Source organism: Kitasatospora sp. NPDC004723, assembly GCF_040609255.1.
In the GTDB taxonomy this organism is placed as follows: Bacteria; Actinomycetota; Actinomycetes; order Streptomycetales; family Streptomycetaceae; genus Kitasatospora.
Genome location: NZ_JBEXJT010000073.1, coordinates 1 through 26,630 on the forward strand (window position 1 = coordinate 1; position 26,630 = coordinate 26,630).

Sequence of the window (26,630 nt, forward strand, 5' to 3'; positions counted from 1 at the left end):
CTCGTCGGCCTCAAGGACAAGCAGCTCACCCAGCTGCGCCGCGACCACATCGGCTTCATCTTCCAGGCCTTCAACCTGCTGCCCACCCTCACCGCCCTGGAGAACATCACCCTCCCGATGGACATCGCCGGCCGCAAGGCCGACAAGCAGTGGCTGGACAAGGTGGTGGAGACCGTCGGCCTCTCCGGCCGCCTCTCGCACCGCCCCAGCCAGCTCTCCGGCGGCCAGCAGCAGCGCGTCGCGTGCGCCCGCGCCCTCGCCGGAAAGCCCGACATCATCTTCGCCGACGAACCGACCGGCAACCTCGACTCCCGCTCCGGCGCCGAGATCCTCTCCTTCCTGCGCAACTCCGTGCGCGAACTCGGCCAGACCGTCGTCATGGTCACCCACGACCCCGTCGCCGCCTCCTACGCCGACCGCGTCGTCTTCCTCGCCGACGGCCGCATCGTCGACGAACTGGCCCAGCCGACCGCCGACGCCGTCCTGGACCGCATGCGCCGCTTCGACGCCAAGGGCCGCACCAGCTGACGCCGCGCGTCCGCCGCCCGCCCCTTCGCAGACCCCAGGACCCCAGGACACCCCATGTATCGCACCGCACTGCGCAATGTGCTGGCCCACAAGGGCCGACTGCTGATGACGGCGCTGGCCGTCATGCTGGGCACCGCCTTCGTGGCCGGCACCATGGTCTTCTCCGACACCTTCGGCAAGGCCATGCGGGAGAACAACTCCACGAGCTACTCGGACGTGGCGGTCCAGGTCGTCGACACCGCCGCCGGCGCCACCGCCTCCCCCGAGTCCAAGAGCGAGAAGAGCCCGGTCACCCTGACCGACGCCACCGTCCAGCAGCTCACCGCGCTGCCCGGCACCGCGAGCGCCCGCGGCGTGGTCGGCGGCTTCACCGGCGTCGCGGACAAGAAGGGCGATCTGATCGGCCAGGCCTGGACGGCCCGGGGCGCCAACTTCGCCCCCGGCCCGGACGGCAAGGACACCCGCTACCCGATGGCCGAGGGCCAGGGCCCGAAGAACGGCAAGGAGATCGCCCTCGACCGGAAGACCGCCGACAAGGGCGGCTACAAGGTCGGCGACACCGTCCGGGTCGGCTCCAACGGCCCGGTCCTGGAGGCGAAGCTCACCGGCGTGTTCACCACCGACGACCCGGTGGTCAACAGCGGCGGCTCGCTCACCCTGTTCGACCGCGCCACCGCCCAGCAACTGCTGCTGGAGCCCGGCCGCTACAGCAGCATCGTGCTCGCCGCCAAGCCCGGCACCAGCGAGGACACCCTGCTCTCCCAGGTGAACCAGAAGCTCCGCCCCGAGCAGCAGATCGAGGTCCGCACCGGCGCCGATCTGAAGGCGGAGGACGAGCAGCTGATCACCAAGAGCTCCGAGAACATCCGCACCATGCTGCTCGCGTTCGCCGGGATCTCGCTCTTCGTCGGCATCTTCATCATCGCCAACACCTTCACCATGCTGATCGCCCAGCGCACCAAGGAGCTGGCGCTGCTCCGGGCGATCGGTGCCAGCCGCAAGCAGGTGACCGGCTCGGTGCTGGTCGAGGCGCTCGCCATCGGCGTCATCTCGGCCGGGGCCGGCCTGGTCGCCGGGGTCGGCGTCGGCGCCGGGCTGCAGTCCCTGGTCGCCTCGCTGGACGACGGCATGCCGACCGGGTCACTGGTGATCAAGCCGCTGACCGTGGTGGTCACCCTGCTGGTCGGCGTCCTGGTGACGGTGCTCTCCGCCCTGCTGCCGGCCGTGCGCGCCGCGCGGATCGCCCCGGTCGCCGCGATGAGCAGCGGCGACCAGCCCACCAGCCACAAGTCCCTGATGGTCCGCAACGCGATCGGCTCGGCGCTGGCCGCCGCGGGCATCGCCCTGGTCGCCTTCGGCGCCTCGAAGGGCAACGCCGACGGCCGGATGCCGGTCGCCTTCGGCGCGCTGCTCGCCGTCCTGGGCGTCTTCGTCCTGCTGCCGCTGCTCTCCCGTCCGGTGATCGCGCTGGTCGGCCCGGTGCTCGGCAGGCTGTTCGGCACGCCCGGCAAGCTGGCCCGGCAGAACGCGGTGCGCAACCCGCGCCGCACCGCCGCCACCGCCGCCGCGCTCACCATCGGCCTGACCCTGGTCAGCGGTCTGACGGTGATCGGATCCTCGCTCACCGACACCGTGGACCGGGCCGTCACCAGCTCGATGAAGGCCGACTTCCGGGTGGCCGCCGCCAACCGGATGAGCCTGTCCGACAAGGTCCCGGCCGAGATCGCCAAGGCCCCCGGGGTCGCCGCCTCCTCGCCGGTGACCCTCGTCACCTGGCAGCTCAACGGCACCAAGCGGGACATCGTCGGCCTGAACGCGGACAGCCTCGACAAGCTGGTCGAGGTGACCATGACGAGCGGCTCGATGGCCGCCGCCGCCCAGGGGCAGCTGCTGGTCGACCAGGACCTCGCGAAGAAGCTGGGCGCCACCACCGGCTCGGCCGTCGAGGTCACCTACGGCGACGGCTCCAAGGGCTCCCTGACCGTCGGCGGCGTCTACAAGCAGGGCGGCATGCTCGGCGGCGCGGTGCTGGCCAACAGCGAGATCCTCAAGCACGACCAGCAGCCGTACCTGAACCAGGTCCTGGTCAAGGGCACCGGCGGGGAGACCGAGGCGCTCAAGCAGGCGCTGAAGGACGCCACCGGCGCCAACCCGGTGATCGAGGTGCAGTCGCGCCAGGAGGTCCGGGACGGCTTCAGCCAGACCATCACCTTCGCGCTGAACATGATGTACGGCCTGCTGGCGATGTCGGTGATCGTCGCCATCCTCGGTGTGATCAACACCCTGGCGATGTCGGTCTTCGAGCGCAAGCGCGAGATCGGCATGCTGCGGGCGATCGGCCTGGACCGCTCCGGCATCAAGCGGATGGTCCGTCTGGAGTCCGTGGTGATCTCGGTGTTCGGCGCCGGCATCGGGGTCCTGCTCGGCTGCTTCACCGCCTGGGCGATCAACGGCACCCTGAAGTCCAGCCTCCCGGACATGGCCACCGTCGTCCCCTACGGCCAGCTGCTGCTCTTCCTGGCCCTGGCCGGCGTGGTCGGCCTGGTGGCCGCCTTCTGGCCCGCCCGCCGGGCCTCCAGGCTGGACATCCTGGACAGCATCAAGACCGACTGACCGCCGGACGGCGGTACGCGAGAAGGCCCCTGCCGGAGGGTTTCGGCAGGGGCCTTCTTCGCACTTCTGTACTCCGCCCGACTCGCACAGCCGGCTGAGCACCACGGAGGTCGTGGTCCGGCAGCACTGCCGGGCGGAGGGCCTCCGACTCATACCCCGGTGCTCCCACACCGGGGTCCGCAGTCGCTTACTTGCTGGCGAGCTCCTTGTCGGCGGCCGGCTTGGCGGCCTCGACGGCGGGCTTGGTGGGGGCCGTGACCTCCTGGATCGGCTGGTACGGGTTCTCCATCTGCGACAGGCCGACCATCTCGCGCTTCAGGAACATGGCGAGGGTCCAGTCGGTGAAGACCCGGACCTTCCGGTTGAAGGTGGGGACCATGGCGCCGTGGTACAGGCGGTGGAACCACCAGGCCGGACGACCCTTCAGCTTGTACTTGCCGAAGAGGATCGCGACACCCTTGTGCAGGCCGAGACCGGCGACCGCACCCAGGTTCTTGTGCTTGTACTCCTGCTGCGGGAAGCCGCGCATGCCGGAGATCACGTTGTCACCGAGGACGGCGGCCTGGCGCACGGCGTGCTGCGCGTTCGGCGGGCACCAGGCGCCCTCGCCGGCGGCGAGGTCCGGCACCTGGGCGTTGTCGCCGGCGGCCCAGACGTAGTCGAAGCCCTGGACCTGGAGGGTCGGCGCGGTGTCGACGTGGCCACGCGGGCCCAGCGGCAGACCGAACTTGGTCAGCACCGGGTTCGGCTTCACACCGGCCGTCCACACGATGGTGGAGGCGTCCATCTCCATGCCGTTCTTCAGCACGACGTGGCCGTCGACGCAGGAGTCCATCGAGGTCTCGATGTAGACCTCGATGTTGCGCTCCTCGAGCTTCTCCTTGGTCCACAGACCGAGGTCCGGGCCCATCTCGGGGAGGATCCGGTTCGCGGCCTCGACCACGACGAAGCGCATGTCGTCACGGCTGACGGTCTTGTAGATCTTGGAGGCGTCGCGCGCCATGTCCTCGATCTCGGCGATCGTCTCGACGCCGGCGAAGCCGCCGCCGATGATGACGAAGGTCAGCGCCTTGCGGCGGATCGCCTCGTCCGTGGTGGACTCGGCCTTGTCCAGCTGCGCCATGACGTGGTTGCGGAGGGCGATGGCCTCCTCCACGGTCTTCATGCCGATGCCGTTCTCGGCCAGACCCGGGATCGGGAAGGTGCGGGAGACCGAACCGGTCGCGACGACCAGGTAGTCGAAGGGCAGCTCGTACGAGTCGCCGGCCGCGGGCTGGATCGTGGCGATCTTGCGCTCGTGGTCCACACCGGTGACCGCACCGGTGAGCACCTCCGCGTTCTTCAGCGCGGTGCGCAGGGGCGCGACGAGGTTACGGGGCGCGACGTTGCCGCCGGCCGCCTCGGGGAGGAAGGGCAGGTACGTCATGTACGACCGCGGGTCCACGACCGTGACGGTCGCTTCGCCGTAGCGCATCTTCTTGAGGATGCGCATCGCGGCATACAGGCCGACGTAACCACCGCCGACAATGAGGATGCGAGGACGCTCCGTGGTGCTCATATCCGAAAGTATCCAGCACCGCTCGGAGCAGCCTTCGTGAGCCCACTCACAAGCTTATGGGGACCTTCTGCTACACTGCGCGCCCCCGTTTCGGCTCCCCGCCCACCCCCTGGCGGCCCACGCGGCCCCCTGGTGGGCACGCCCGTTCGGACGGCCCCGCTGAGCAGCAACGATCCATGGCACAGCCCGGTTCCCGCATGAGATTTCGAATTTCAAACCTCCAGCGGCCCAGAACCTGCGATCCAGCGGCCATCACGCCCAGCGAGCCTTCGGTCCCACATATCGGACGGACCGGGCCGCCGGGCACGCCGAAAGACTGGATCCTCATGTGAAGAAATTCACGAACATTCCGCGGCGCCCCGCGCGCGCCCCGGCCCCGGAGCCCCAGGGGGGGCTGCCGGGGCCGGGGCGGTAAGTCCCACGACTGCTCAGCGGGCGATACTCCAGGCGATTCCGTCCAGGATGTCGTGCTCGCTGACGACCACCTCGGCGGCGCCGGTGCGCTCCATGATCTCCAGCAGCTCCAGCGCGCCCGCCGCGATCACGTCCACCCGGCCCGGGTGCATCGACGGGATCGCCGCCCGCTCCGCGTGGGTGGCGTGCAGCAGCCGGTCGGCGATCTCGGCGACCCGCTCGCGGGAGATCCGGGAGTGGTGGATCGCCTCCGAGTCGTACCGCGGCAGGTCCTGGGCGATCGCCGAGATGGTGGTGACCGTGCCGGCCAGGCCGACCAGGGTGGCCGCGCCGGTCAGCGGGACGGCCTCCTCGGCCCGGTCCAGCTCGGCCCGGACGTGCGCCCGGGCCTCGGCGACCTGCTCGTCCGACGGCAGCTCGGCGCCGCCGAAGTGCCGCTCGGTCAGCCGGACGCAGCCGATGTCCACCGAGCGCGCCGCCCGGACGTCCTCGGCCCCGAGCACGAACTCGGTCGAGCCGCCGCCCAGGTCGAAGACCAGGTAGGGGGCCGGGAACTGACCCCCGGTGAGCTCCTTGGTGGCGCCGGTGAAGGACAGGTGCGCCTCCTCCTCCCCGCTCACCACCTCGGGCTCCACGCCCAGGGCCGCCCGCACGCCGTCGACGTACTCGGCGCTGTTCTCGGCGTCCCGGGAGGCGCTGGTGGCGACGAAGCGGATCCGCTCGGGGCCCACCCCGAAGCCGGAGATCACCTCGGCGTACTCCCGGCAGGCGGCGAAGGTGCGCTCCAGCGCGTCCGGGTGCAGTCGCCCGGTGCGGTCCACGCCCTGGCCCAGCCGGTTGATGATCATCCGCCGGTCGAGGTCGGTGATCTCCCCGGTCCGCGGGTCCAGGTCGGCGACCAGCAGCCGGATCGAGTTGGTCCCGCAGTCGATCGCCGCCACCCGGGTGGTACTCATGCGCCGGCCTCCCCCGCCTCGTCCGCCTCGTCCGACTCCTGCGCGGCCCGCTTGGCGGCGCGATCGGCGGTCTTCTGCTCCTTGGCCGCGATCACGGCCGCGTGGTCCTGCTCCTTGGCCCGGTTGCGGGCCACCCGCTCGCCGGCCTCGGCGACCTCGGCGGCGGAGACGCAGGGGCCCTTGGCCCACCAGTCCTCCAGCATGCCGAGCGCCTCGTCACCGAGCGGGTTGACGCCCTCGCCGGCCGCCAGCGAGTGGCCGACCAGCACGTGCAGGCACTTGACCCGGTCCGGCATGCCGCCGGCGCTCGGGAAGCCCTCCAGCACCTCGATGGCGTCCCGGCGGGCGATGTAGTCCTCGTGCGCCTTCTGGTACGCCGCGGCCAGCTCGGGGTCCTCGGCGAGCCGGGCGCTCTGCTCCTTCATCACGCCGTCCGCCTCCAGGGTGCCGATCAGCGAGGCGGCCTTGGGGCAGGTCAGGTAGTACAGCGTCGGGAACGGCGTGCCGTCCGGCAGTCGGGGGGCCGTCTCCACGACGTCCGGGTTGCCGCACGGGCAGCGGTGGGCCACGCCGCGCAGGCCGCGCGGGACCCGGCCGAGCTGCGCGGCGATCGCCGCGACGTCCTCGTCGGAGACGGTGGGGTGGTTCTCAGTGGTCATGGGAGGAGCTGTCTCCAGCGGGGGCGGGGGCGGGTGGTGAGGGAGGGGCGGGCTGCCCCGGGGTGGCGGGGGTCACCGGCGCGGGAGCGGCCAGGGGTGCGGCGGCGGCGTCCACGGAGTCCCAGACGCTGGCGTACCAGGGCCGGGCCGCCTCGGCCGGACCGGCCGCCGGGCCCGCCGCGGGCGCCGGAGCGCCCAGCGCGGACTTCGCCGCGTCCTGGGCCGCCGGGTCCACCGCGATGTACGGGGTCTCCCCCGGCATCGCGTAGTGCAGCCGGGTGCGGGCCTGCGCCTTGACGTACTCCGGGTCCTGCCAGCGGGCCTTCTCCCGGCGCAGCTGCTCGACCTGCTGCCGGGCGTGCTCAGCCCGGGCGCGCTGCGCCGAGATCTCCGAACGCTGCGAGATGAACTGCCGGGTCGGGTAAGCGAGGATCGCCACCAGGGAGCAGAGCACCAGGACGAGGACGGTCGCCCGGCTCGTGAACCGAGGCCGGGCCGCCAAGCCCGGGATCCTCCAGCCTGCCATCTGCGGTGTCCCCTCCTGGTCGCGACGGTGCCCCGCCGTCCACCCTACGGGGTGAACGGCGGGGCACCGGTCAGGCGTGCGCTACCTGGCGTCCCGGCGATACCGGCCGGGCGCCGCAGGTCGGGCTCAGCCCTCGTGCTTGAACCGCGGGAACGCGCCGCGGCCGGCGTACTCGGCGGCGTCGTCGAGGATCTCCTCGATGCGCAGCAGCTGGTTGTACTTGGCGACGCGCTCGGAGCGGGCCGGGGCGCCGGTCTTGATCTGGCCGCAGTTGGTGGCGACGGCCAGGTCGGCGATGGTGACGTCCTCGGTCTCGCCGGAGCGGTGCGACATCATGCAGCGGTAGCCGTTGCGCTGGGCCAGCTCGACGGCGTCCAGGGTCTCGGTCAGCGAGCCGATCTGGTTGACCTTCACCAGCAGCGCGTTGGCGGTGCCGGTCTCGATGCCGCGGGCCAGACGGGCCGGGTTGGTGACGAACAGGTCGTCGCCGACCAGCTGGACCTTGTCGCCCAGCTTCTCGGTCATGGCCTTCCAGCCGTCCCAGTCCGACTCGTCCAGCGGGTCCTCAATGGAGACCAGCGGGTAGGCGGCGACCAGGCCGGCGTAGTACTCGATGAGCTCGGCGGAGGAGAGCCCCTTGCCCTCGAACTGGTAGGCGCCGTCCTCGTAGAACTCGGAGGAGGCGACGTCCAGGGCCAGCGCGACGTCCTTGCCCGGCACGTAGCCGGCCTTCTGGATGGCCTCGACGATGAGGTCCAGGGCCTCGCGGTTGGAGTCCAGGTTCGGGGCGAAGCCGCCCTCGTCGCCCAGGCCGGTCGACAGACCGCGCTCCTTCAGCACGCCCTTGAGGGTGTGGTAGACCTCGACGCCCCAGCGGACGGCCTCGGAGAAGGACTCCGCGCCGATCGGGGCGATCATGAACTCCTGGATGTCGACGTTGGAGTCCGCGTGCGAGCCGCCGTTGAGGATGTTCATCATCGGGACCGGCAGGACGTGCGCGTTCGGGCCGCCCAGGTAGCGGAACAGCGGCAGGTCGCTGGCCTCGGAGGCGGCGTGCGCGACGGCCAGCGAGACGCCCAGGATGGCGTTGGCGCCGAGCGAGGACTTGTCCGGGGTGGCGTCCAGGTCGAGCATGGCCTGGTCGATCAGGCGCTGCTCGGTGGCGTCGTAGCCGACCAGCTCGGGGCCGATCTGCTCGATGACGGCCAGGACGGCCTTCTCCACGCCCTTGCCGAAGTAGCGGTTCTTGTCACCGTCGCGGAGCTCCAGCGCCTCGAAGGCACCGGTGGAAGCACCCGACGGGACGGCGGCACGGCCGGTGCTGCCGTCGTCGAGGCCGACCTCGACCTCGACCGTGGGGTTGCCGCGCGAGTCGAGAATCTCACGAGCGACGACGACATCGATGGACGGCACGAGGCATCTCCTAGCGGAAGCAGGTTCGGCTGACGGTGGGGTGCAGTCGGCCGGACGATTGCGGAGTCGTTACGACCAGAGCCTAACCGCACGGGCTGTCCGGGCCACGTCGACCTCGGTTCCGTCTCAGCGTGTGGCCGTGCTACCCACCGGTAGTTCACCTGGTTGCCCGACCTGCGGGGCCCGGATGCGGACGAAGGGGACCGATCGGCCCCCTCCGTCCGTCCGCGGGATCGGACCGGCCGTCAGCCGAGGGTCAGGACCTGGCCCGGGACGATCAGGTTCGGGTCGCCGCCGACGGTGCCGCGGTTGCCGTCGTACAGCGCCTGCCAGCCGCCGGAGACGCCCTGGGTGGTGGCGATCCCGGCGAGCGTGTCGCCGGACCGGACGGTGTAGCCCTGGCCGGCCGACTGCTGCTGCTGCGCGGCGGGGGCGCTCTGGACGGGCTGGGCGGCCGGCTGGCCGGCGTACTGCTGGTAGACGCTCTGGTGGCTGGTCCAGTACCAGGCGCCGTTGTTCTGGTACCAGTACACCTTGGCGTCGGCGTCCCAGCCGGCCTTGCCGGAGAAGGCCGGCGCCTGCGGGGCCTGCTGCTGGGTCTGCTGCGGGGCCTGCTGGGTCTGCTGGGCGCTCTGCGGCGCGTACTGGCGGGCCTGCGGCTTGGCGGCCTGCTGCTGCGGCTGGGCCTGCGGCGTGGCGGCCGGCTTCGGGGCGGCGGGCTTCGGGGTCTGCTGCTGGGCCTGCGGCTTCGGGGCGGCCGGCTTGGCGTCCGTCGAGGTGTCGACCGCCGCCGGGGCGCCGCCCTTGGTCAGGCCCGCCTTCTGGGAGCAGACCGGCCAGGCGCCCGGGCCCTGCGAGGCGAGGACCTTCTCGGCGACCGAGATCTGCTGCCCCTTCGAGGCCTGGTTGGCCTGCGGCGCGTAGGCGGTGCCGCCGTACGCCTTCCAGGTGCTGGAGGTGAACTGGAGGCCGCCGTAGAAGCCGTTGCCGGTGTTGATGCTCCAGTTGCCGCCGCTCTCGCACTGGGCGACCGCGTCCCAGGTGGAGGCCGGGGCGGCGGAGGCGCCGGTGGCGCTCAGGATGGGCATCGCCAGCCCGACGCCGGCGACACCGGCGACGGCGATGGCCTTCTCGGCCTGGGTACGGCGACGGTGACGACCGGTTCCAACGAACAGCATGAAGAGGTCCCTCTCCGCACGCCTGCGAGGTGAGCTGTCGGGTTCGGACCGGGAGGTGGCCCGGCCGCGCGGAGGCGGCTTCACCCCTAGCCGTGGGAGACGGCGCAAAACCTGGGTCCCCCGCCCCTGCCCAGGGTTCTGATCGGTTTCCCGTGGTGCGGCGGGCAGGACTCGGCGTTCCGCGCACGGGGCTCGCAGCTGCGAACTCCACGGAGAGTAGACAGATCTTCAGAGCAATCACAAGCTCATATCGCAGATATCACATCAACATCACGTCATGTGATTGATTGCCTACCAACCGAGGCGGTATGTCCGGATTGAGGATGGTTCAGACCCCCTGAAAGTGGGCAACGGAGAGTCCCCATCAGCCGGTTGTGCCGGTTCGTCAGCTCCCCGAACCGGCCTCCGGAACCGCTCCGAGCTGCGCTTTCTCCGGCGTGAATTCCACCGGAAGCTCACGGAGTCCACGCATGATCAGACCGCCGCGCCAGCGCAGGTCGTCGGGGTCGGCGGCCAGCCGCAGGTCCGGCAGCCGGGTCAGCAGGGTGGCCAGCGCGGCCCGCCCCTCCAGCCGCGCCAGCGGCGCGCCGATGCAGTAGTGGATGCCGTGCCCGAAACCCAGGTGCGGGTTGTCCGCGCGGGCCAGGTCCAGGGTGTTCTCGTGGGCGAACCGCGCCGGGTCCCGGTCCGCCGCCGCGAGCACCACCAGCACCGGGTCGCCGACCGGGATCGCCACCCCGCCGATGGTCAGCGGACTGGTCGCGAACCGCCAGGTGGCCAGCTCCACCGGCCCGTCGTAGCGCAGGAGTTCCTCGATCCCGGTCTCCAGCAGCGCGCTCTCGCCACGCCCGACGGACTCCTGGAGCAGGGCCCGCTGGCCCGGGTTGCGCAGCAGCGCGTACACGCCGTTGCCGATCAGGTTGACCGTCGTCTCGAAACCGGCGAACAGGAGGATGAAGGCCATCGCCGCCGCCTCGTTCTCGGTCAGGTGCTCGCCGTGGTCGCTGGCCCGGATCAGCCCCGAGATCAGGTCGTCGCCGAGGTCGGCCCGCTTGCGGTGGATCAGCTCGGCCAGGTACGCCCGCATCCGCTTCACCGCGCGCCCCACCCCGCCGCGCCGGCCGCCGCCGTGACGGATCATCATCCCGGCCCAGTCCCGGAAGTCGTCCTGGTCCTCGGCCGGCACCCCGAGCAGGTCGCAGATCGCGTAGATGGGGAGCGGGAAGGCGAACTCGTGGATGAGGTCGGCCGAGCCGCGCGCCGCGAAGCCGTCGATCAGCCGGTCGGTCAGCTGCTGCACCCGCGGCTCGAAGGCCGCCACCCGGCGCGGCGTGAACGCCTTGGACACCAGCCGGCGCAGCCGGGTGTGGTCCGGCGGGTCGATGTTCAGCAGGTGCGTCATCAGATCGGCCTGGCGCTCGCCCGGGATGCCGACCCGGCCGGTGCGGTGGGCCTGCTCGCTGTGGTGCACCGGGTTCTTGGAGAGCCGGCTGTCCGCGAGCGCCTGCCGGGCGTCCGCGTACCGCGTGACCAGCCACGCCTCGACCCCGCTCGGCAGGGTGGTCCGGTGCACCGGCTCGTGCTCGCGCAGCCACGCGTACGCGGGGTACGGATCGGCGGCGAACTCCCAGGTGAACAGGGGCGGACGGGCGGAGGCGGGCTGAGCTGGCATGGGTCGACGGTATCCCGGGCGTGTCCCGGTGACCGCACGGCGTGCACACGGGCTCTCGGGGCACCGGGCGAAGCCCTTCCGCGTGGCAGGCGTGAGCCTGGTCACCTGAGGGGTAATTCCTGTTGCGGAGGGTCAGGACCTGCCTACGATCCTCCGCAAGATGTCCGTGGGCGACGGTGCGGAGCCGCCCACAGGGAGGAGCAAGGCCATGCGGGTCACCGGTTCGGTCGTCGTGATCACCGTCCTCGCCGGCGGGTCGGGGGCGGACCTCGCCCGCCGCTTCACCGCGGCGGGCGCCGCCGGCGTGCTGATCGCCGACCAGCAGGCCGGGGTCGCCGAGGACCTCGCCACCGAGCTCGACCGGCCGGGCTGCCCGGTCGTCGGCGTCTGCGGCGACGTCCGCCGCCCCAGTGACGTCGCCGCGCTGGTCGACACCGCCGAGAAGCACCTGGGCCCGATCGACCTGTTCTGCGTGGCCGGGCCGGACGGCGAGCGGATCGTCTCCCTCTCCGACCTGCCCGACCACCTCGACCTGGAGCGGCTCGCCGAACTCGTCGCCCTGGTCGGCGAGGCGATCGGCGAGGTCGTCGTCCCGGCGCAGCGCCGTCCGGTGGAGGACGTCGCCGCCGTCTGAGGCGCCGCCGTCCGGGTGGGGCCGTTCGGGGTGGGGCGCCCGGGGGCGTGACCGCTACTCCTCCGGCTTCAGGCCCTCGGCGGCGCGCACCGCGTCCCGGTAGCCGCGGGCCGCGGCCCGCAGGGCGGCGTCGACGTCGACCCCGGCGTCGTGCGCGCGCTGCGCCACCGCGAGCAGCAGCCGGCCCGCCGACTCCGCCGTGAGGTCGGCGGGCAGCTCGTAGGGCTCGTCCGGCACGCCCGCGAATCCGGCCCGGCGCACCCGGGACACCAGCTTCGCCGCGTACGCGAGCGAGGGCAGCCCGGCCGGCACGCCGTCCAGCACCGATTCGCGCTCCGACTTCTCGGCCGCCTTGAGCGCCTCCCAGCTGGCCTCCACCTCGGCCGGACCGCTCGCCTCGGCGTCGCCGAACACGTGCGGGTGGCGGTACATCAGCTTGTCGACGATGTCGCCCGCCACGTCGTCGATCGAGAAGGCGCCGGTGGGGTGCTCCTCGGCGATCCGGGAGTGGAAGAAGACCTGGAGCAGGACGTCGCCCAGCTCCTCGCGGAGCATGTCGCGGTCCCCCTCCTCGATCGCCTCGACCAGCTCGTAGGCCTCCTCGACCAGGTACTTCACCAGGCTGGCGTGGGTCTGCTCGGCGTCCCACGGGCAGCCGCCCGGCGAGCGGAGCCGGTCCATCACGGAGACCAGGTCCAGCAGCCGCGCGCCCGGCAGGTCGTAGGAGCCGGGCAGCACCTCGATCTCCGGCACCTCGCCGGCGTGCTCGACGGCGAGGCGGGCCAGCGCGTCGGTCAGCCCGGGGTCGCCGTCCGGGCTGCCCAGCCAGACCGTCGGGCCGGCGGTGGCGGGCAGCTCGGCCGGGGCCCCGGTGAGCAGCCGGGCCAGCGCGGGGGCGGAGCCGGGGGTCACGATCCGGACCTCGACGCCGGCCTGCGTCACAGCGGGCAGCTGCGGGTGGTCGGGGTCGGCGGCGAGCACCCGGCCGGCCGACCGCAGCGCCTCCCAGGCGGGCCAGGAGAGCAGACCGGGGGCCACCCGGTGGGTGGTGATGAGGAGGATCAGCTTCGCACCCGGGGGATTCGTCGTCACACCCCGAACCTACCCGCCCGGCCCGCGGCCCCGCCCCCCGGTTTGTGCGCCCGCCGCGGCCTGCCCGGCGCGTGCCCCGCCCGTGCGGCCCCGCCCTTCGCTCGCCCCCGGTCAGCCCTGCGGGGGCCAGGGGGTGGCGGCGGTGCGGTGGGGCTGGAGGGTGTCGAGGGTCCGGCGCAGACGGCGGACGGCCGGGTGGTGGGGCCCCTCGCGGCGTTCGCGGTCGAAGAGCAGCTGGAGCAGCCACGACCAGGCCGCCTCCGTCTCGCCGAGCGAGGCCAGCAGCACGCCGATCCGCTCCCGGAGGTCCAGCAGCCGCTCCGGTTCGCTCTCCGGCCACACCGCGTGCAGGGACTGGAACTCGGCGAGCGCCTCCGCGCCCCGCCCCAGCTGTTCGAGGCACTCGGCGGCCCGGTAGCGCGGTTCCAGCGCCCGCCGCCCGTGCGGCCCGCCCTCGGCGGTGGCCGCGAGCAGCCGGTACTCCGGCAGGGCCTCGTGGTGGCGCCGTTCCTGGAGCAGCGTGCGGGCGTAGATGGTGCGGACGGTGCGGACCATCGCCGCCCCGTCGCCGAGTTCGGACCGGCCGCGGGCCAGCAGCCGGGCGGCGAGGTCGAGCACCTCGGCCCGTCGGCCCGCGTCGACCAGGTCGGAGAGCCGGGCACAGGCCGCCGCGAAGTCCTCCCCCGCCGCGACGGGCACCGCGGGAGGCGGCGCGGCGGCGGGCGGGTTCGGCACCGCGGCCATCAGGAACGGCGGCGCCACCCGGGCCGACGCCGCCGGTGCGGCGCCCGCCGGCCGGGGCTGCGGCTGGAGCGGGTGCCGGTACGGGCGGGCCGGGTCGGGCAGCGACCCGTACCGGGGCTGCGGCACCGCGAGGGCGGCGGGCAGCAGCGGAAGCAGCCGCTCGTACACCGCCTGCGCGTCGGCCGGGCGGTCCTCCGGCCGCTTGGCGAGCAGGTCGAGGACCAGCCGCTCCAGCGGGGCCGGCACGTCCGGGCGCAGCTCGCGCAGCGGCACCGGCGGGTCGTCGACGTGCCGACGCAGCAGGCCCAGGGCGGTGGGGGCGCGGAACGGCCCTTCGCCGGCCAGCATCTCGTGCAGCAGGCAGCCGAGCGCGTAGAGGTCGCTGCGCGGGTCGACGGTGGCGGACAGGGCCTGTTCCGGCGCCATGTAGGAGGGGCTGCCGATCGGGACGCCGGTGAGGGTGAGGCGGGTGGCCGTCGGATCGATCGCGGTGGCGATGCCGAGGTCGAGCAGCACGGTCCGGCCGTCCTCACGGACCATCACGTTGCTGGGCTTGAGGTCCCGGTGGACGACCGGCACGGCGTGGACGGCGGCCAGTGCGGCGCACAGCTGGGCGGCCACCGAGACGGCGCGCTCGACCGGGAACGGCGCGTCCTCGGCGATGAGGTCGGCCAGGCTGACGCCGGGCACGCGCTGCATGACGAGGTACAGCTCGCCGCCGTCCTCGCCCGCGTCGAAGACGGTGACCAGGCCCGGGTGGTCGAGGGCGGCGGTGGTGCGGCACTCGCGCAGGAAGCGGTGGCGCAGTTCGTCGCCGGGGCCGAGGTGTCCGGCGCGGGCGGGGCCGGTGGCGCCGGTGGCGGCGAGCAGGTGGTCGGTGCGCAGCAGCTTGACCGCGACCGGGCGGGCGAGCCGCTCGTCGCGGCCGGCCCAGACCTGGCCCATGCCGCCGTGGCCGATCTTCTCGGTGAGGTGGTAGCGGCCGCCGATCACCCGGGCGGCGGTCACGGGCGGTCCTCGCGGGCCTGACGGCGCAGCAGCTCACCGAGTTCGCGCAGCTCGTCGGAGGTGGCGGGGCCGGCGGGAGCGACGGGAGCGACGGGAGCGGCGGGGCCGGGACCCGCGGCGCGGACCGGCGGGTGCGAGATGGCCGACGGGTGGGAGTCTGCGGCCGGGTAGGGCCGGGCCGTCTGCGGGTACGGGGCGGCGCTCCCGTACGGCTGGGCGGCGGGGTAGGGCTGCGCGGGCTGCGGGTACGGCCGGGCGACCGGGTACGGCTGGACGGGGGCGGCGGGCGCCGGGTAGCCGTACCCGGCGGGCGGCGCGTAGGAGCCGGCCGGAACGGGCTGCCGGCCGGGCCGGGCCGCCGACCAGACCGCCCGGCGGTCCATCAGCAGGAAGTGCACCGGCGGGGTGAACGCCAGCAGCAGCATCATCGTGGTGCCGACCGTGTCGGCGGTCGGGGCGTCGCCCTTGGGGTAGCTTCCGGCGACCCCTGCGGAGATGAAGAAGGTGAGGAAGAGCCCGGCGTAGACCACCGCGCCCAGGACGTCGTACCACCGGCGGCGACGGATCGCCAGCAGCAGCGAGGGGACCATGCCGAGCAGACCGAAGGAGAGCACCGGCGCGAGGACCACCAGGATCCGGCCGAGCACGCCGTACGGCCCGGGCTTGCGGCCACGGCCCTGCGGCGGGACGGCGACGGTCGGGGCGTAGGCCTGCGGTCCGGTGCCGGGTATGCCGCCGGCCGGCGCGCCACCGGGCGGTGGGCCGAACTGCCCGGGGTACTGCCCTGACATGCGCGCTCCTGAGCGGGTGAGGACGACGGCGGTCCCGATCACCGAATCGGTCCCGCACACCGTACCGCCCGGGCCTGTCGGGCGACCCCGGCGCGGGACGTCGACCGGACCGGCCTCCGGGGCGGGCGTCAGGGTGCCGACGGGGGCGCGGCGGTGCCGGCGGCGAGGGCGTCGGTGGCGGCCTGGGTGAGGGTGCGGCCCAGGGTGGCGGCGCGCTGCAGGGCGGTGTCGAAGGCGGCGAGCCGGGCGAAGGCCGCGCCCAGCCCGCGCTGTTCGGCGACCGGCAGACGCGGCAGCTCGACCCGGCGGATGTCCAGGCGGGTGGTGGTGGAGGCGTGGCTGGCGGCCCTGCGGGCGGCGGCCGTGGAGCGCAGGTGGCCGGCCAGGAACTCCGGGTCGAGCGCGGCCGGGTCCGGGCGCAGCAGGTGGAGCTGGCGGCCGAGGGCGGCTCCGGCGGGCGGGCCGTCCGGGCCGACGACGCGGGCGGTGCCGCCGCCGAGGGCGGGGACGAGGACGTCGCCGGGGCGGGTCAGCGGGACGGCGTCGGCGGCTTCGGCGGTCCGGTCCAGGACGGCGCCGGGGGCGCTGCCGGTGAGCAGGTCCTGCTCGGTGAGGACCGGGGTGCCGCCCGGGTCGGCGTCGGCCGGGCGGGAGGGCGCGCCGGCCCCGGAGGAGTGCACCTCCAGCAGCCCGGAACGGACCAGTTCGCCCAGCGTGACGACCGCGCCGCCACCGCTGCTCGCGCCGCCGCCCGCTTCGCCGGTCGGCTCGGGCAGCAGTGCCGCGGGGTCGGCGAGGCCGGCCAGCAGCTCGGCCAGCCGGCCGCCGAGGTGGGAGAGCCCGGCGGCGCCGCCGGGCGGGGCGGCCGGCGGGACGTGGCGGGCGGGCGAGAGGTCGGTCTCGTCGTCGAGCAGGTCGATCGCCGCCACGGTCCGGTGCCGGCCGGGGCGGTCCGCGGGCAGCGGCAGGCCCTCGCGGGCGGCGAGGTCGAAGGCCCGCCAGGCGTCCAGGACGGTGCGGCGCAGCTCGGGCCAGCGGACCTTGTCGCGGCCGCCCTCGGCGCCCGCGGCCGAGCCGGGTGAGGCGGAGGCCGCGTCCAGCATCAGGACCTGGCGGAAGTCGTCGCCGGGGCGGGGGGCGCGCAGCACCCAGAGGTGGAGCGGCACCCCGTACGGGGGCGCGGCGCCGGCGGGGAGCGCGACGACGGCGCGCAGCGCGCCGGAGCGCAGCAGTTCGGCGCGGACCCGGCGGCCGGCCCGGCGGGCGGCGACGGTCGGCGGGAGCAGCAGGGCCGCGAGCCCGCCGGGGCGGGTGTGGGCGAGGCAGTGCAGCACCCAGGCGAGTTCGGACTCGCCGCGCGGCGGGACGAGACCGCCGGGCCAGCGCCGGTCGAACTGCAACTCGTCGTGGCCCCAGTCCCGCTCGTTGTAGGGGGGCTGGCAGAGCACCGCGTCGAAGGTGTGGCCGGTGTAGGCGTCGGCGCGCAGGGCGTCGCCGGGGCGGAGCTCGACCGGGAGCGGGGCGGGGTCGGCGGCGGGTGTGCGCAGCGCGAGCCGGAGCCCGGCGAGCGCGGCGGTGACCGGGTCAACGTCCTGGCCGTAGCGGTCGGTGGTGGGCGGCAGGGCGAGCAGCAGCGCTCCGAGGCCGGCGGCGGGGTCGAGCACGGTGGCGGGGACGCCCGCGACGGCGGCGAGCAGTTCGGCGGCCTCCGGCGGGGTGGGGCTGAGCTGGCGGGTGTTGGCCTCGGCGTAGCGGGTGAGGAGCTGTTCGAAGGCGCCGGCCGGGCCGGCCGCGGCGGCGAGTTCGGCGAGCAGGCGGGCGAGGTCCAGTTCGGTGGAGCCGAGCAGGCCGGGCTGCCGCAGGCCGGCGGCGCCGTCGGGGCCGAGCGCGGCGCGGGCGGTGTCGGCGAGGGCGCGCGGCAGACCGGTGGCGAGCCTGGTGTCCGGCTGGTCGGCGAGCGCGCCCCAGCGCTCCGGCGCTCGGTGGTGCAGCAGCAGGACGGAGCCGGCCAGGACCAGCGGGGCGGCCGGGTGGCCGCCCGGGTCGCGCAGGGTCTCGACGAGCCGCCAGACCCGTTCGAGCAGCGGCAGTTCGGCGATCTTGCCCTGGGCCCGGAGCCAGGACTCGACGTCGGTGAGCGCGAAGGTCGGGCTGCTGTCGGTGCCGCCGACCGGGCGGGGGAAGTCGGGGTGGCGGCGGCGCCAGTTGCTGACGGCGGCGCGGCCCACCCCGGCGAGACGGGCGATCTCGACGGCGGTCACCTCGGGACGGTCCGGCATGGGTGCTCCTTCGGCGGCGGCAGCGGGCGACGACGGCGGGACGACGCGGCGGCGGCATCGGTGTGACCACACAGCATAGCCAGCACCTTCCGTCGATCCGTTCACACGTGAACGGAGAGGTTTCATGAATGCCTGTTGACTCGGTTCACAGCGCATGGTGTGATCTCTCCTGTCGACAGCACGCCAGGTCGGCACCGGGAACCGCGAGTTCGCAGAGACCAAGGAGACAGCCATGTCCGCCACCACCCGCCGCACCCGCCGCACCGCCGTCCTGCTGGCCGGCGCCGCGCTCGTCGCCCTCACCGCGACGGCCTGCGACTCCACCGGCGGCACCTCCGTCTCCACCGAGGCCAAGCAGACCGCCGCCGCCCCGGCCCCGGCGGCCACCGGCGGCGGCACCCCGGCCAAGCCCGCCGAGAGCAAGCCGGCCGAGAGCAAGCCCGCCGAGGCGGCCAAGGCCCCGGCCAAGGTCGGCGACACCATCGCCCTGAAGGGCACCCTGGAGAAGGGCAACACCGCCGACGTCAGCGCGCTGAAGGTGGTCGACCCCGCCGCGAGCAGCAACGAGTACCTCACCGCGGCGGCCGGAAAGCACTACGTCGCCGTGCAGTTCCAGATCAAGGCGACCGGCTCCAAGGCGTACGGCGAGGCGCCGTGGAGCAGCGCCAAGCTGATCGACGACCAGGGCCAGGCGTACGGCCCGACGTTCGCCGAGACCAAGGCCGGCCCGTCCTTCCAGACCCCGACCAACATCGCCGCCGGCGACTCGGGCAAGGGCTTCGTGGTCTTCGAGGTCCCCGACGGCACCAAGCTCGACAAGGTCCAGTTCGCCCTGGACAACGGCTTCGCCGACCAGGTCGGCCAGTGGAAGATCGGCTGACGGCTCTGTTCACGGCCCGCACGCCCGCCGACCCGGCCCACCGGCCCACCGGCCCACCGGCCCACCGACGACAACGGCGGTCCCGGGCGCATCGCCCGGAACCGCCGCACCTCCCGCCCCGCCCCCTGCCCAGGGGCCCGCTACTTCTTGGCCCCCGCCAGGTCGTCGAACATCGTCGACAGGAACTCCCGGCACCACGCCAGCAGCTCCCGCCCGACCAGCGGCTTGCCCCCGATCCGCCCGGTGGACGGCCTCGGCACCAGCAGCTGCTGGGTCGCCGCCTTCACCTGGCTGCGCGGGTAGAGCCGGTTCAGCCGCAGTTGCTGCGACTCCCGCAGCTCGACCGGCCCGAACCGGACGTTGGAGCCCTGCAGCGTGATGTCCGCGATGCCGCACCGCCGCGCGTACAGCCGCAGCGCGGCCACCAGCAGCAGGTTCTCCACCGGCTCGGGCAGCTTGCCGTACCGGTCGACCAGCTCGTCCCGGACCTGGGTGATGTCCTCCTCCGAGTTGACCGCCGCGATCGAGCGGTAGGCCTGGAGGCGCAGCCGCTCCCCCGGCGCGTAGTCGTGCGGCACATGGGCGTCGACCGGCAGCTCGATCTTCACCTCCAGCGGCTCCTCCTCCGGCTCGCCGCCGCCCGCCAGCGACTCCCGGAACTCGGCCACCGCCTCGCCGACCATCCGCATGTAGAGGTCGAAGCCGACGCCCGCGATGTGCCCGGACTGCTCGCCGCCGAGCAGGTTGCCCGCCCCGCGGATCTCCAGGTCCTTCATCGCCACGTACATGCCGGCGCCCATCTCGGTGTGCTGGGCGATGGTGGCCAGCCGCTCGTGGGCCGTCTCGGTCAGCGGCTTCTCCGGCGGGTACAGCATGTACGCGTACCCGCGCTCCCGCCCCCGGCCCACCCGGCCGCGCAGCTGGTGCAGCTGGGAGAGGCCGAAGGTGTCGCCGCGCTCGACGATGAGCGTGTTGGCGTTGGAGATGTCGATGCCGGACTCCACGATCGTGGTCGACACCAGGACGTCGAACTCCTTCTCCCAGAAGTCGACGACCACCTTCTCCAGCTGGGTCTCGCCCATCTGCCCGTGCGCGGTGGCGATCCGCGCCTCGGGCACCAGGTCCTTCAGCCGGGCGGCCGCCTTGTCGATCGACTCGACCCGGTTGTGGATGTAGAACACCTGGCCCTCGCGCAGGAGTTCACGCCGGATCGCCGCCGAGATCTGCTTCTCGTCGTACGGTCCGACGAAGGTCAGCACCGGGTGCCGTTCCTCCGGCGGGGTGGTGATGGTGGACATCTCGCGGATGCCGGTGACGGCCATCTCCAGGGTGCGCGGGATCGGGGTCGCGGACATGGTGAGCACGTCCACGTTGGCCCGCAGCTTCTTCAGCTGCTCCTTGTGCTCGACGCCGAAGCGCTGCTCCTCGTCGACGATGACCAGCCCGAGGTCCTTGAAGCGGGTCTCCGAGGAGAACAGCCGGTGGGTGCCGATGACGACGTCCACCGACCCCTCGAACAGCCCCTCCAGCACGGCCTTGGCCTCACTGTCGGTCTGGAACCGGGACAGCGCCCGCACGTTCACCGGGAAGTTGGCGTACCGCTCGGCGAAGGTCGAGAAGTGCTGCTGCACCAGCAGCGTGGTCGGCACCAGCACCGCCACCTGCTTGCCGTCCTGCACCGCCTTGAAGGCCGCGCGCACCGCGATCTCGGTCTTGCCGTAGCCGACGTCGCCGCAGATCAGCCGGTCCATCGGGACGGACTTCTCCATGTCCGACTTGACCTCGGCGATGGTGGTCAGCTGGTCCGGCGTCTCCGCGTAGGGGAAGGCGTCCTCCAGCTCGCGCTGCCACGGGGTGTCCGGGCCGAAGGTGTGGCCCGGCGCGGCCATCCGGGCCGAGTACAGCTTGATGAGGTCGGCGGCGATCTCCTTGACCGCCTTCTTGGCCCGCTGCTTGGTCTTCGCCCAGTCCGCGCCGCCGAGCCGGTGCAGCGTCGGGGCCTCCCCGCCGACGTACTTGGTGACCTGGTCGAGCTGGTCGGTCGGCACGAACAGCCGGTCGCCGGGGTGCCCGCGCTTGGCCGGCGCGTACTCCAGCACCAGGTACTCGCGGGTGGCGCCCTGCACGGTGCGCTGCACCATCTCCACGTACCGGCCGACGCCGTGCGCCTCGTGCACCACGTAGTCGCCGGCCGCCAGCGCCAGCGGGTCGATCGCGTTGCGGCGCCGGGACGGCATCCGCCGCATGTCCTTGGTGGAGGACTTCTGGCCGGACAGGTCGGTCTCGGTGATCACGGTCAGCTTGAGCGCCTCGTCGACGAAGCCGTGCTCGATCGAGCCGCAGGAGACGTGCACGACGTCCCGGGTCGGCGCCTCGGACAGGTCCGCGACCAGCCGGGCCGGGATGCCCTCGTTGCCGAGCACCTCGGCGAGGCGCGAGGCCGGGCCGTGTCCCTCGGTGACCATGACGACCCGCCAGTCGGCGGCCAGCCGCTCCTTGGCGTCGGCGATCGCCCGCGCGGTGTCGCCCCGGTACGCCTCGACCGCGTGCATGCCGAGGGTCAGCGTGTTGGCGTCGAACTCCAGCACCTCGTGGACCGCGGCGTCGCTGGTCGCGAACGGGCTGACCGACCACCACGGCAGGCCGATCTCGGCGGCGTGCTCGCGCACCTCGGCGAGCGAGCGCAGCGAGGCGGCCGAGACGTCGATCGCCTCCAGGTCGATCGGCCGGTCGCCGCCGGCCGCGGCCGCCACCCAGGAGGCGTGCAGGAACTCCTGGCTGGTCGCCACCAGGTCGGCGGCCCGGGTGCGGACCCGCTCGGGATCGCAGACCACGGCGACCGAGCCGAGCGGCAGCACGTCCAGCAGCAGCTCCATGTCGTCGACCAGGACGGGCGCCAGCGACTCCATGCCCTCGACCGCGATGCCCTCGGCGATCTTGTCCAGGATCTCGGCCAGCCCCGGGTGCTCGGCGGCCAGCTCGGCGGCCCGGGCCCGCACCTCGTCGGTCAGCAGCAGCTCACGACAGGGCGGTGCCCACAGACCGTGCTCGGCGATCTCCAGCGAGCGCTGGTCGGCCACCTTGAAGTACCGGATCTCCTCGACGTCGTCGCCCCAGAACTCCACCCGCAGCGGGTGCTCCTCGGTCGGCGGGAAGACATCCAGGATGCCGCCGCGCACCGCGAACTCGCCGCGCTTCTCGACCAGTTCGACCCGCGAATAGGCGGCTGCGGCAAGCTTGCGGGCGATCTCCTCCAGGTCGTGCGACTCGCCCCGCTGGACGGCCACCGGCTCCAGCTCGGCCAGCCCCTTCACCTGCGGCTGGAGCACCGAGCGCACCGGCGCCACGATCACCTGCACCGGCCCGGCCGCGGCGTCGTCGGCACGCGGGTGGACGATCCGCCGCAGCACGGCGAGCCGGCGGCCGACCGTGTCGGAGCGCGGCGAGAGCCGCTCGTGCGGCAGCGTCTCCCAGGCCGGGAACTCGGCGACCGCGTCCGGCGGCAGCAGCGAACGGAGCGAGGCGGCGAGGTCCTCGGCCTCCCGGCCGGTGGCGGTGACGGCCAGCACCGGGCGGCCCCGCTCCCCGGCAGCCTGCCCGGCGAGCGCACGGGCCAGCGCGGCGATCGCGAACGGCCGGGCGGCGGGCGGCCCGACCAGGTCGAGGTGCCGGCGGCCGCCGGCCGCGGCACCGGTGGCGGTCGCGGCCTCGATCGCCTCGGCGAGGGCCGCGTCCCGCGCGACGACATCGAGCAGTCCGGTCAGGCTCATCTGGAGTCTCTTCTTCGTCCCGTGGCTGGTGCTGCCCTGGGGCCGGGGGCCCGTCCGGGCAACGCGAACGGCCCGGCACGCCGAGCGGCCGGGGGTCTCCAGGGTACGCCGCGGGGCTGACGCGCACCCGGCACACGGCCGGGGCGGGGCGGGGTGCGGTCAGGCGCAGGCGAACCACCGGCCGCGGCCTGCCGCTCCACCCGTTTCGCCGGACCGTTTCCCGACCGTCGCGTTCTGCCACGAACTGGACATACTCCTGTCACTGCCCGTCCATGGAGATCGCGCACCATGGTGAATGTGCCCGCCGCACCCAACCGTGGGGGATGGCTGCGGAAGGCACGGTCGCACACCCGATGGGGGTCGGGGGTGCGAGGCCGGGCGGCCCTGGGTGGGGGCGCCCGCCCACGCGCCGGGAACCGTGGCGTCCTTTCCTGGAGGACGCCACGGGTCTCGGCCTCAGTCTCTTTCCCGGCCGACGTCCGGACTCTCCGCCGCCCTCCCCGGCCCTTCCCCGGCCCCTCGCGGCGCAATCCCGGGAAAACCCGCGCGGGCAGGCCCCGCTCCCTACCCTGATGTGAAGACCGTGTGGGGGACGCCCGGAGGGGCCAGGGGGCGTCGCGATGGAGGGGGTTCTTCGTCATGCGCGTTGTCATCGCAGGCCAGGGCTACGTGGGGCTGCCGCTCGCGGTCCGCGCGGCCGAGGTGGGGCACCGGGTGGTCGGCTACGACGTGGACGAGCGCCGGATCAAACGGCTGGCCGTCGGCGAGTCGTACGTCGAGGACATCCCGGCCGAGCGGCTGCGGCCGCTGCTGGAGAACGGGAGCTACCTGCCGTCCGCCGAGCCGTCCGACGTGGCGGGGTTCGACATCGCGGTGATCACCGTGCCGACGCCGCTGCGCGACGGCGTGCCCGACCTGTCGTTCATCGAGGCCTCGGCCGCCCTGCTCGCCCAGCACCTGCGGCCCGGGGCGGGCGTCGTCCTGGAGTCGACCACGTACCCGGGCACCACCGAGGAACTGCTCGCGCCGCTGCTGGAGCAGGGGTCCGGGCTGACCGCCGGGCGGGACTTCCACCTCGGCTACAGCCCCGAGCGGATCGACCCGGGCAACCCGACCTGGCGGCTGGAGAACACCCCGAAGGTGGTCTCCGGGATCGACCCGGCGTCGCTGGCGGCGGTGGAGGGCTTCTACGGCGGGCTGGTCGAGCGGACCGTCCCGGTCTCCTCCTGCAAGGAGGCCGAGCTCACCAAGCTGCTGGAGAACACCTTCCGGCACGTGAACATCGCGCTGGTCAACGAGCTGGCGATGTTCGCGCACGACCTCGGCATCGACGTCTGGGAGGCCATCGACGCGGCCTCCACCAAGCCGTTCGGCTATCTGCGGTTCACCCCCGGCCCGGGGGTGGGCGGGCACTGCCTGCCGATCGACCCGTCCTACCTGTCCTGGCGGGTCGAGCGGGCGCTCGGCCAGTCGTTCCGGTTCGTCGAGCTGGCCAACGACGTCAACAGCCACATGCCCGACTACGTGGTGCGCCGGCTCGCCGAGGCGTTGAACGAGCGGCAGCGCTCGGTCAAGGGCTCGCGGATACTGCTGCTCGGGCTGGCGTACAAGAAGAACACCGGCGACGCCCGGGAGACGCCGGCCGCCCGGGTCGCCGAGCTGCTGGTCCGGATGGGCGCCGAGGTCCGGGCCGCCGATCCGCACGTGGTGGTCGGGGTGCACGTGCCCGAGCCGGTGATCCCCGGCCAGCGCGCCGCCGAGCACGACCCGCACGGGGACCCGTTCGGCGCGGTCCGCCGGGTGGAGGCGAGCCCGGAGGAGCTGGCGGCGGCGGACGCGGTGGTGCTGCTCGCCGACCACGACGACTTCGACTACGGGGCGGTCACCGCCCATTCCCGGTACGTGCTGGACTGCCGGCGCCGGCTGGCCCCGGGGGCCGCGGTCGAGGTGCTCTGACCCGTCGGAACGGTGCCGGGCGACCGCACCCGCCCGGCACCGCGGGTCAGCGGGCCTCCTCCCCCGCGCGGCCCCGCGGGGCCCGTCCCCCGGCCGCTACCAGCGGGAGAGGTTGATGTCGTACATCGTCACCTCGTGGCCCACGTGGCCGTTGAAGTCGTACTGCTCCCAGGTGAAGACGGTCCACGAGCCCATGCCGCTGCCCAGGTACGTGATGACCTTGTTGTTCCCGGCGTCGATCCGGTCGACGTTGTAGATGCGCACCGCCATCCACCCGTCGTTCGCGAAACAGAGCGAGCTGCCGTAACCGTAGTTGTAGACCTTCGCGAAATCGTTGCGGTTCCCGCAGTCGATCCGGTTGATGGCCTCGGCATTCGCGGCCGGCAGCAACGTCGCGGCCGCCGCGGTGAGCACGGCGAGTGCGCCGATCCGGCGGCTCAGGACATTTCCGGAGCGATGCCCGGAAGAACGTTCCGAAAGATTTGTGCGGCGAATCATGAGAACCCTCCGAAGGGGTAGCGGCTGCGACTCCAGAGGCTGACATGACGCCGCACGACCGAACAGTTCTTTTCCGGCCAAGCCGCACGGCCCCGAGGCCCGACAGGCCGCTCCGCACAGGCATGCGCTAGGGTCCGAACAGTCCTGCCGTTCCTGAGGATCGGAGCTTCCACTTGGCCCGCCCGCCACATTTCGGACGATTCACCGCCACCGCCACGGCGGTCCTTTTATCGGCCTTTCTCGCAGCCTGCGCCGGACCCTCCGGAGGAGGTTCCGCGGATTCCGCCATGACCCCGCCGGTGATCGACGCCCCGAAAGCCCCGGAATCCGGCCGGGCCGGAATGACCGGACTTCCGCTTTCCGCTTATCAGGCCGACGACGAAGCCTCCGTCAAGGAGGTTCGGGTCCGCAATGCGCTGGTCGTCTCGTGCATGCGCCGGGCCGGTTACACCGGCTTCGGCGGCGACGGTCTCCAGGAGGCCCGGCCACCGGACAACGCCACCGCCCTCCCGGCCGGCGCCTGGGGGTACCTCGGCGCGCAGGCCGCGGGCACCCAGGGCTTCCACGCGCCCCGGCGGAACCTCCCCGCCGTCGTGACCGGACCGGCGGCCGGGGCCGGCGAGGCCTACGACGCCGCCCGGGTCGACTGCGACCGGCAGGCCGCCGAACGGATCGGCTCGCCGCCCGGGCCGGGGGCCGACCTCATCGGACGGCTCTTCGCCGACTCCATGGCCGCCACCGGGCGGGACGGACGGGTCACGGCGGCGACCGCGCGGTGGGCCGCCTGCATGACGGCCGCGGGCTTCCGGACCGACGACCCGGCGACCTTCCCGGACCAGTTCCGCACCGCGGCGGAGACCACCCCGGCCGAACTGGCCGCCGCCCGGGCCGACGCCGACTGCACCGCCGACAGCAACCTGGCCGGGATCTGGTTCACCGTCCTGGCGGGCTACCAGCGCCAGCAGATCGACCGCAACGGCCCGGCCCTGAACGCCCACCGCGAGGCCGTCCGGGCCCAGGACGCCAAGCTCACCCGGCTGCTCGCCGAAGGGGACGCCGGGCCCACCCCATGAGCCCCGGGGCGCCGGACGGACGCGTCGCGAACGGGCCGGGCCCCGGGCGCCGGAGGGCACCCGGGGCCCGACGGGCCGCGGAACGGATCAGCGGCGGTGGTAGCCGACCGTGTTCGGGGTGGCGTAGTCACTGCCGTCGTCGATGATCACGATCTTCGGGATGATCCGGGTCTCCTCCTCGGCCGGCCGCTCGGCCGGGGCGGCCGGGCCCTCCCCGGCGTCCGTCGGCGCCGCCGGGGGGGGGGGCGGGGGCGGCGGCCCCCGGGCGGGCCCGTCTGCCCGCCCCCCCGCCGGGGTGGGGCGGCCCGCACCACCACACCCGGGGGGGCGCGGCCGTTTGGAAACCCCTTCCCGCCCCCCCCCCCCCGGGCCGTTCCGCTGCTCGGGC

Annotated in this window: 19 protein-coding genes and 1 riboswitch; of the genes, 6 read left to right on the forward strand and 13 right to left on the reverse strand. The window is 73.6% G+C overall.

Going from position 1 to position 26,630, the window contains the following annotated elements; genetic code table 11:
* The coding region (locus ABZW10_RS37185; protein ID WP_355375645.1) for an ABC transporter ATP-binding protein at positions 1 to 528 on the forward strand (528 nt) is incomplete at its 5' end.
* A 54-nt stretch (positions 529 to 582) separates the two neighbouring features.
* A complete protein-coding gene (locus tag ABZW10_RS37190) occupies positions 583 to 3,141 on the forward strand; it encodes an FtsX-like permease family protein (protein WP_355375647.1) in 2,559 nt (852 codons plus the stop codon).
* A 187-nt stretch (positions 3,142 to 3,328) separates the two neighbouring features.
* On the opposite strand, the gene ABZW10_RS37195 is transcribed toward ABZW10_RS37190, so the two are convergent.
* From ABZW10_RS37195 to ABZW10_RS37225, 7 genes are all read right to left on the reverse strand, one after another.
* Entirely contained in the window at positions 3,329 to 4,699 is a 1,371-nt protein-coding gene (locus tag ABZW10_RS37195) for an NAD(P)/FAD-dependent oxidoreductase (protein WP_355375650.1), read from the reverse strand.
* Positions 4,700 to 5,127: 428 nt separating this feature from the next.
* The gene (locus ABZW10_RS37200) at positions 5,128 to 6,069 is read right to left on the reverse strand and encodes a Ppx/GppA phosphatase family protein (RefSeq protein ID WP_355375653.1); all 942 of its coding nucleotides are present in this window, start codon (positions 6,067 to 6,069) and stop codon (positions 5,128 to 5,130) included.
* Positions 6,066 to 6,728: a DUF501 domain-containing protein gene (locus tag ABZW10_RS37205; RefSeq protein ID WP_355375655.1), complete on the reverse strand. Its 663-nt coding sequence runs from the start codon at positions 6,726 to 6,728 to the stop codon at positions 6,066 to 6,068. The genes ABZW10_RS37200 and ABZW10_RS37205 overlap by 4 nt, the downstream gene beginning before the upstream one ends.
* On the reverse strand, positions 6,718 to 7,230 hold the full coding sequence (locus tag ABZW10_RS37210) for a septum formation initiator family protein (protein WP_355375658.1): 513 nt from the start codon (positions 7,228 to 7,230) through the stop codon (positions 6,718 to 6,720). The genes ABZW10_RS37205 and ABZW10_RS37210 overlap by 11 nt, the downstream gene beginning before the upstream one ends.
* Positions 7,231 to 7,380: 150 nt before the next feature.
* Positions 7,381 to 8,667, reverse strand: coding sequence for a phosphopyruvate hydratase (gene eno, locus ABZW10_RS37215; RefSeq protein ID WP_355375661.1), 1,287 nt, complete (start codon positions 8,665 to 8,667; stop codon positions 7,381 to 7,383).
* Between the two features lie 245 nt (positions 8,668 to 8,912).
* Entirely contained in the window at positions 8,913 to 9,845 is a 933-nt protein-coding gene (locus ABZW10_RS37220; protein WP_355375663.1) for a transglycosylase family protein, read from the reverse strand.
* Between the two features lie 5 nt (positions 9,846 to 9,850).
* A riboswitch (cyclic di-AMP (ydaO/yuaA leader) is annotated at positions 9,851 to 9,994 on the reverse strand.
* A 236-nt stretch (positions 9,995 to 10,230) separates the two neighbouring features.
* Positions 10,231 to 11,517, reverse strand: coding sequence for a cytochrome P450 (locus ABZW10_RS37225; RefSeq protein WP_355375665.1), 1,287 nt, complete (start codon positions 11,515 to 11,517; stop codon positions 10,231 to 10,233).
* Positions 11,518 to 11,725: 208 nt separating this feature from the next.
* Here ABZW10_RS37225 and ABZW10_RS37230 point away from each other — a divergent pair, with 208 nt between their 5' ends.
* Positions 11,726 to 12,151 (forward strand): SDR family NAD(P)-dependent oxidoreductase, encoded by a 426-nt coding sequence (locus tag ABZW10_RS37230; protein WP_355375668.1) that lies wholly within the window; start codon positions 11,726 to 11,728, stop codon positions 12,149 to 12,151.
* A 54-nt stretch (positions 12,152 to 12,205) separates the two neighbouring features.
* On the opposite strand, the gene ABZW10_RS37235 is transcribed toward ABZW10_RS37230, so the two are convergent.
* From ABZW10_RS37235 to ABZW10_RS37250, 4 genes are all read right to left on the reverse strand, one after another.
* Positions 12,206 to 13,243: a MazG family protein gene (locus ABZW10_RS37235; protein WP_355375671.1), complete on the reverse strand. Its 1,038-nt coding sequence runs from the start codon at positions 13,241 to 13,243 to the stop codon at positions 12,206 to 12,208.
* A 111-nt stretch (positions 13,244 to 13,354) separates the two neighbouring features.
* Positions 13,355 to 14,995, reverse strand: coding sequence for a serine/threonine-protein kinase (locus ABZW10_RS37240; RefSeq protein WP_355375673.1), 1,641 nt, complete (start codon positions 14,993 to 14,995; stop codon positions 13,355 to 13,357).
* Positions 14,992 to 15,786 carry a hypothetical protein gene (locus ABZW10_RS37245; protein ID WP_355375675.1) on the reverse strand — a complete coding sequence of 265 codons (795 nt, stop codon included), beginning with the start codon at positions 15,784 to 15,786 and terminating at the stop codon, positions 14,992 to 14,994. Before ABZW10_RS37245 ends, ABZW10_RS37240 begins: the two co-directional genes overlap by 4 nt.
* Positions 15,787 to 15,914: 128 nt before the next feature.
* Positions 15,915 to 18,065 (reverse strand): N-6 DNA methylase, encoded by a 2,151-nt coding sequence (locus ABZW10_RS37250; protein ID WP_355375677.1) that lies wholly within the window; start codon positions 18,063 to 18,065, stop codon positions 15,915 to 15,917.
* A gap of 232 nt (positions 18,066 to 18,297) precedes the next feature.
* Here ABZW10_RS37250 and ABZW10_RS37255 point away from each other — a divergent pair, with 232 nt between their 5' ends.
* Positions 18,298 to 18,945: a DUF4352 domain-containing protein gene (locus ABZW10_RS37255; protein WP_355375680.1), complete on the forward strand. Its 648-nt coding sequence runs from the start codon at positions 18,298 to 18,300 to the stop codon at positions 18,943 to 18,945.
* Positions 18,946 to 19,085: 140 nt separating this feature from the next.
* Here the strand turns inward: ABZW10_RS37255 and mfd are convergent, their stop codons facing one another.
* Positions 19,086 to 22,715, reverse strand: coding sequence for a transcription-repair coupling factor (gene mfd / locus ABZW10_RS37260; RefSeq protein WP_355375682.1), 3,630 nt, complete (start codon positions 22,713 to 22,715; stop codon positions 19,086 to 19,088).
* Positions 22,716 to 23,354: 639 nt separating this feature from the next.
* Here mfd and ABZW10_RS37265 point away from each other — a divergent pair.
* A complete protein-coding gene (locus ABZW10_RS37265) occupies positions 23,355 to 24,671 on the forward strand; it encodes a nucleotide sugar dehydrogenase (RefSeq protein ID WP_355375685.1) in 1,317 nt (438 codons plus the stop codon).
* Between the two features lie 96 nt (positions 24,672 to 24,767).
* Here the strand turns inward: ABZW10_RS37265 and ABZW10_RS37270 are convergent, their stop codons facing one another.
* Positions 24,768 to 25,169 (reverse strand): beta/gamma crystallin domain-containing protein, encoded by a 402-nt coding sequence (locus tag ABZW10_RS37270; RefSeq protein ID WP_355375688.1) that lies wholly within the window; start codon positions 25,167 to 25,169, stop codon positions 24,768 to 24,770.
* A 287-nt stretch (positions 25,170 to 25,456) separates the two neighbouring features.
* On the opposite strand from ABZW10_RS37270, the gene ABZW10_RS37275 reads away from it, so the two are divergent.
* Complete coding sequence (locus tag ABZW10_RS37275; RefSeq protein WP_355375691.1) at positions 25,457 to 26,242, forward strand: hypothetical protein; 786 nt, start codon at positions 25,457 to 25,459, stop codon at positions 26,240 to 26,242.
* Positions 26,243 to 26,630 lie beyond the last annotated feature (388 nt).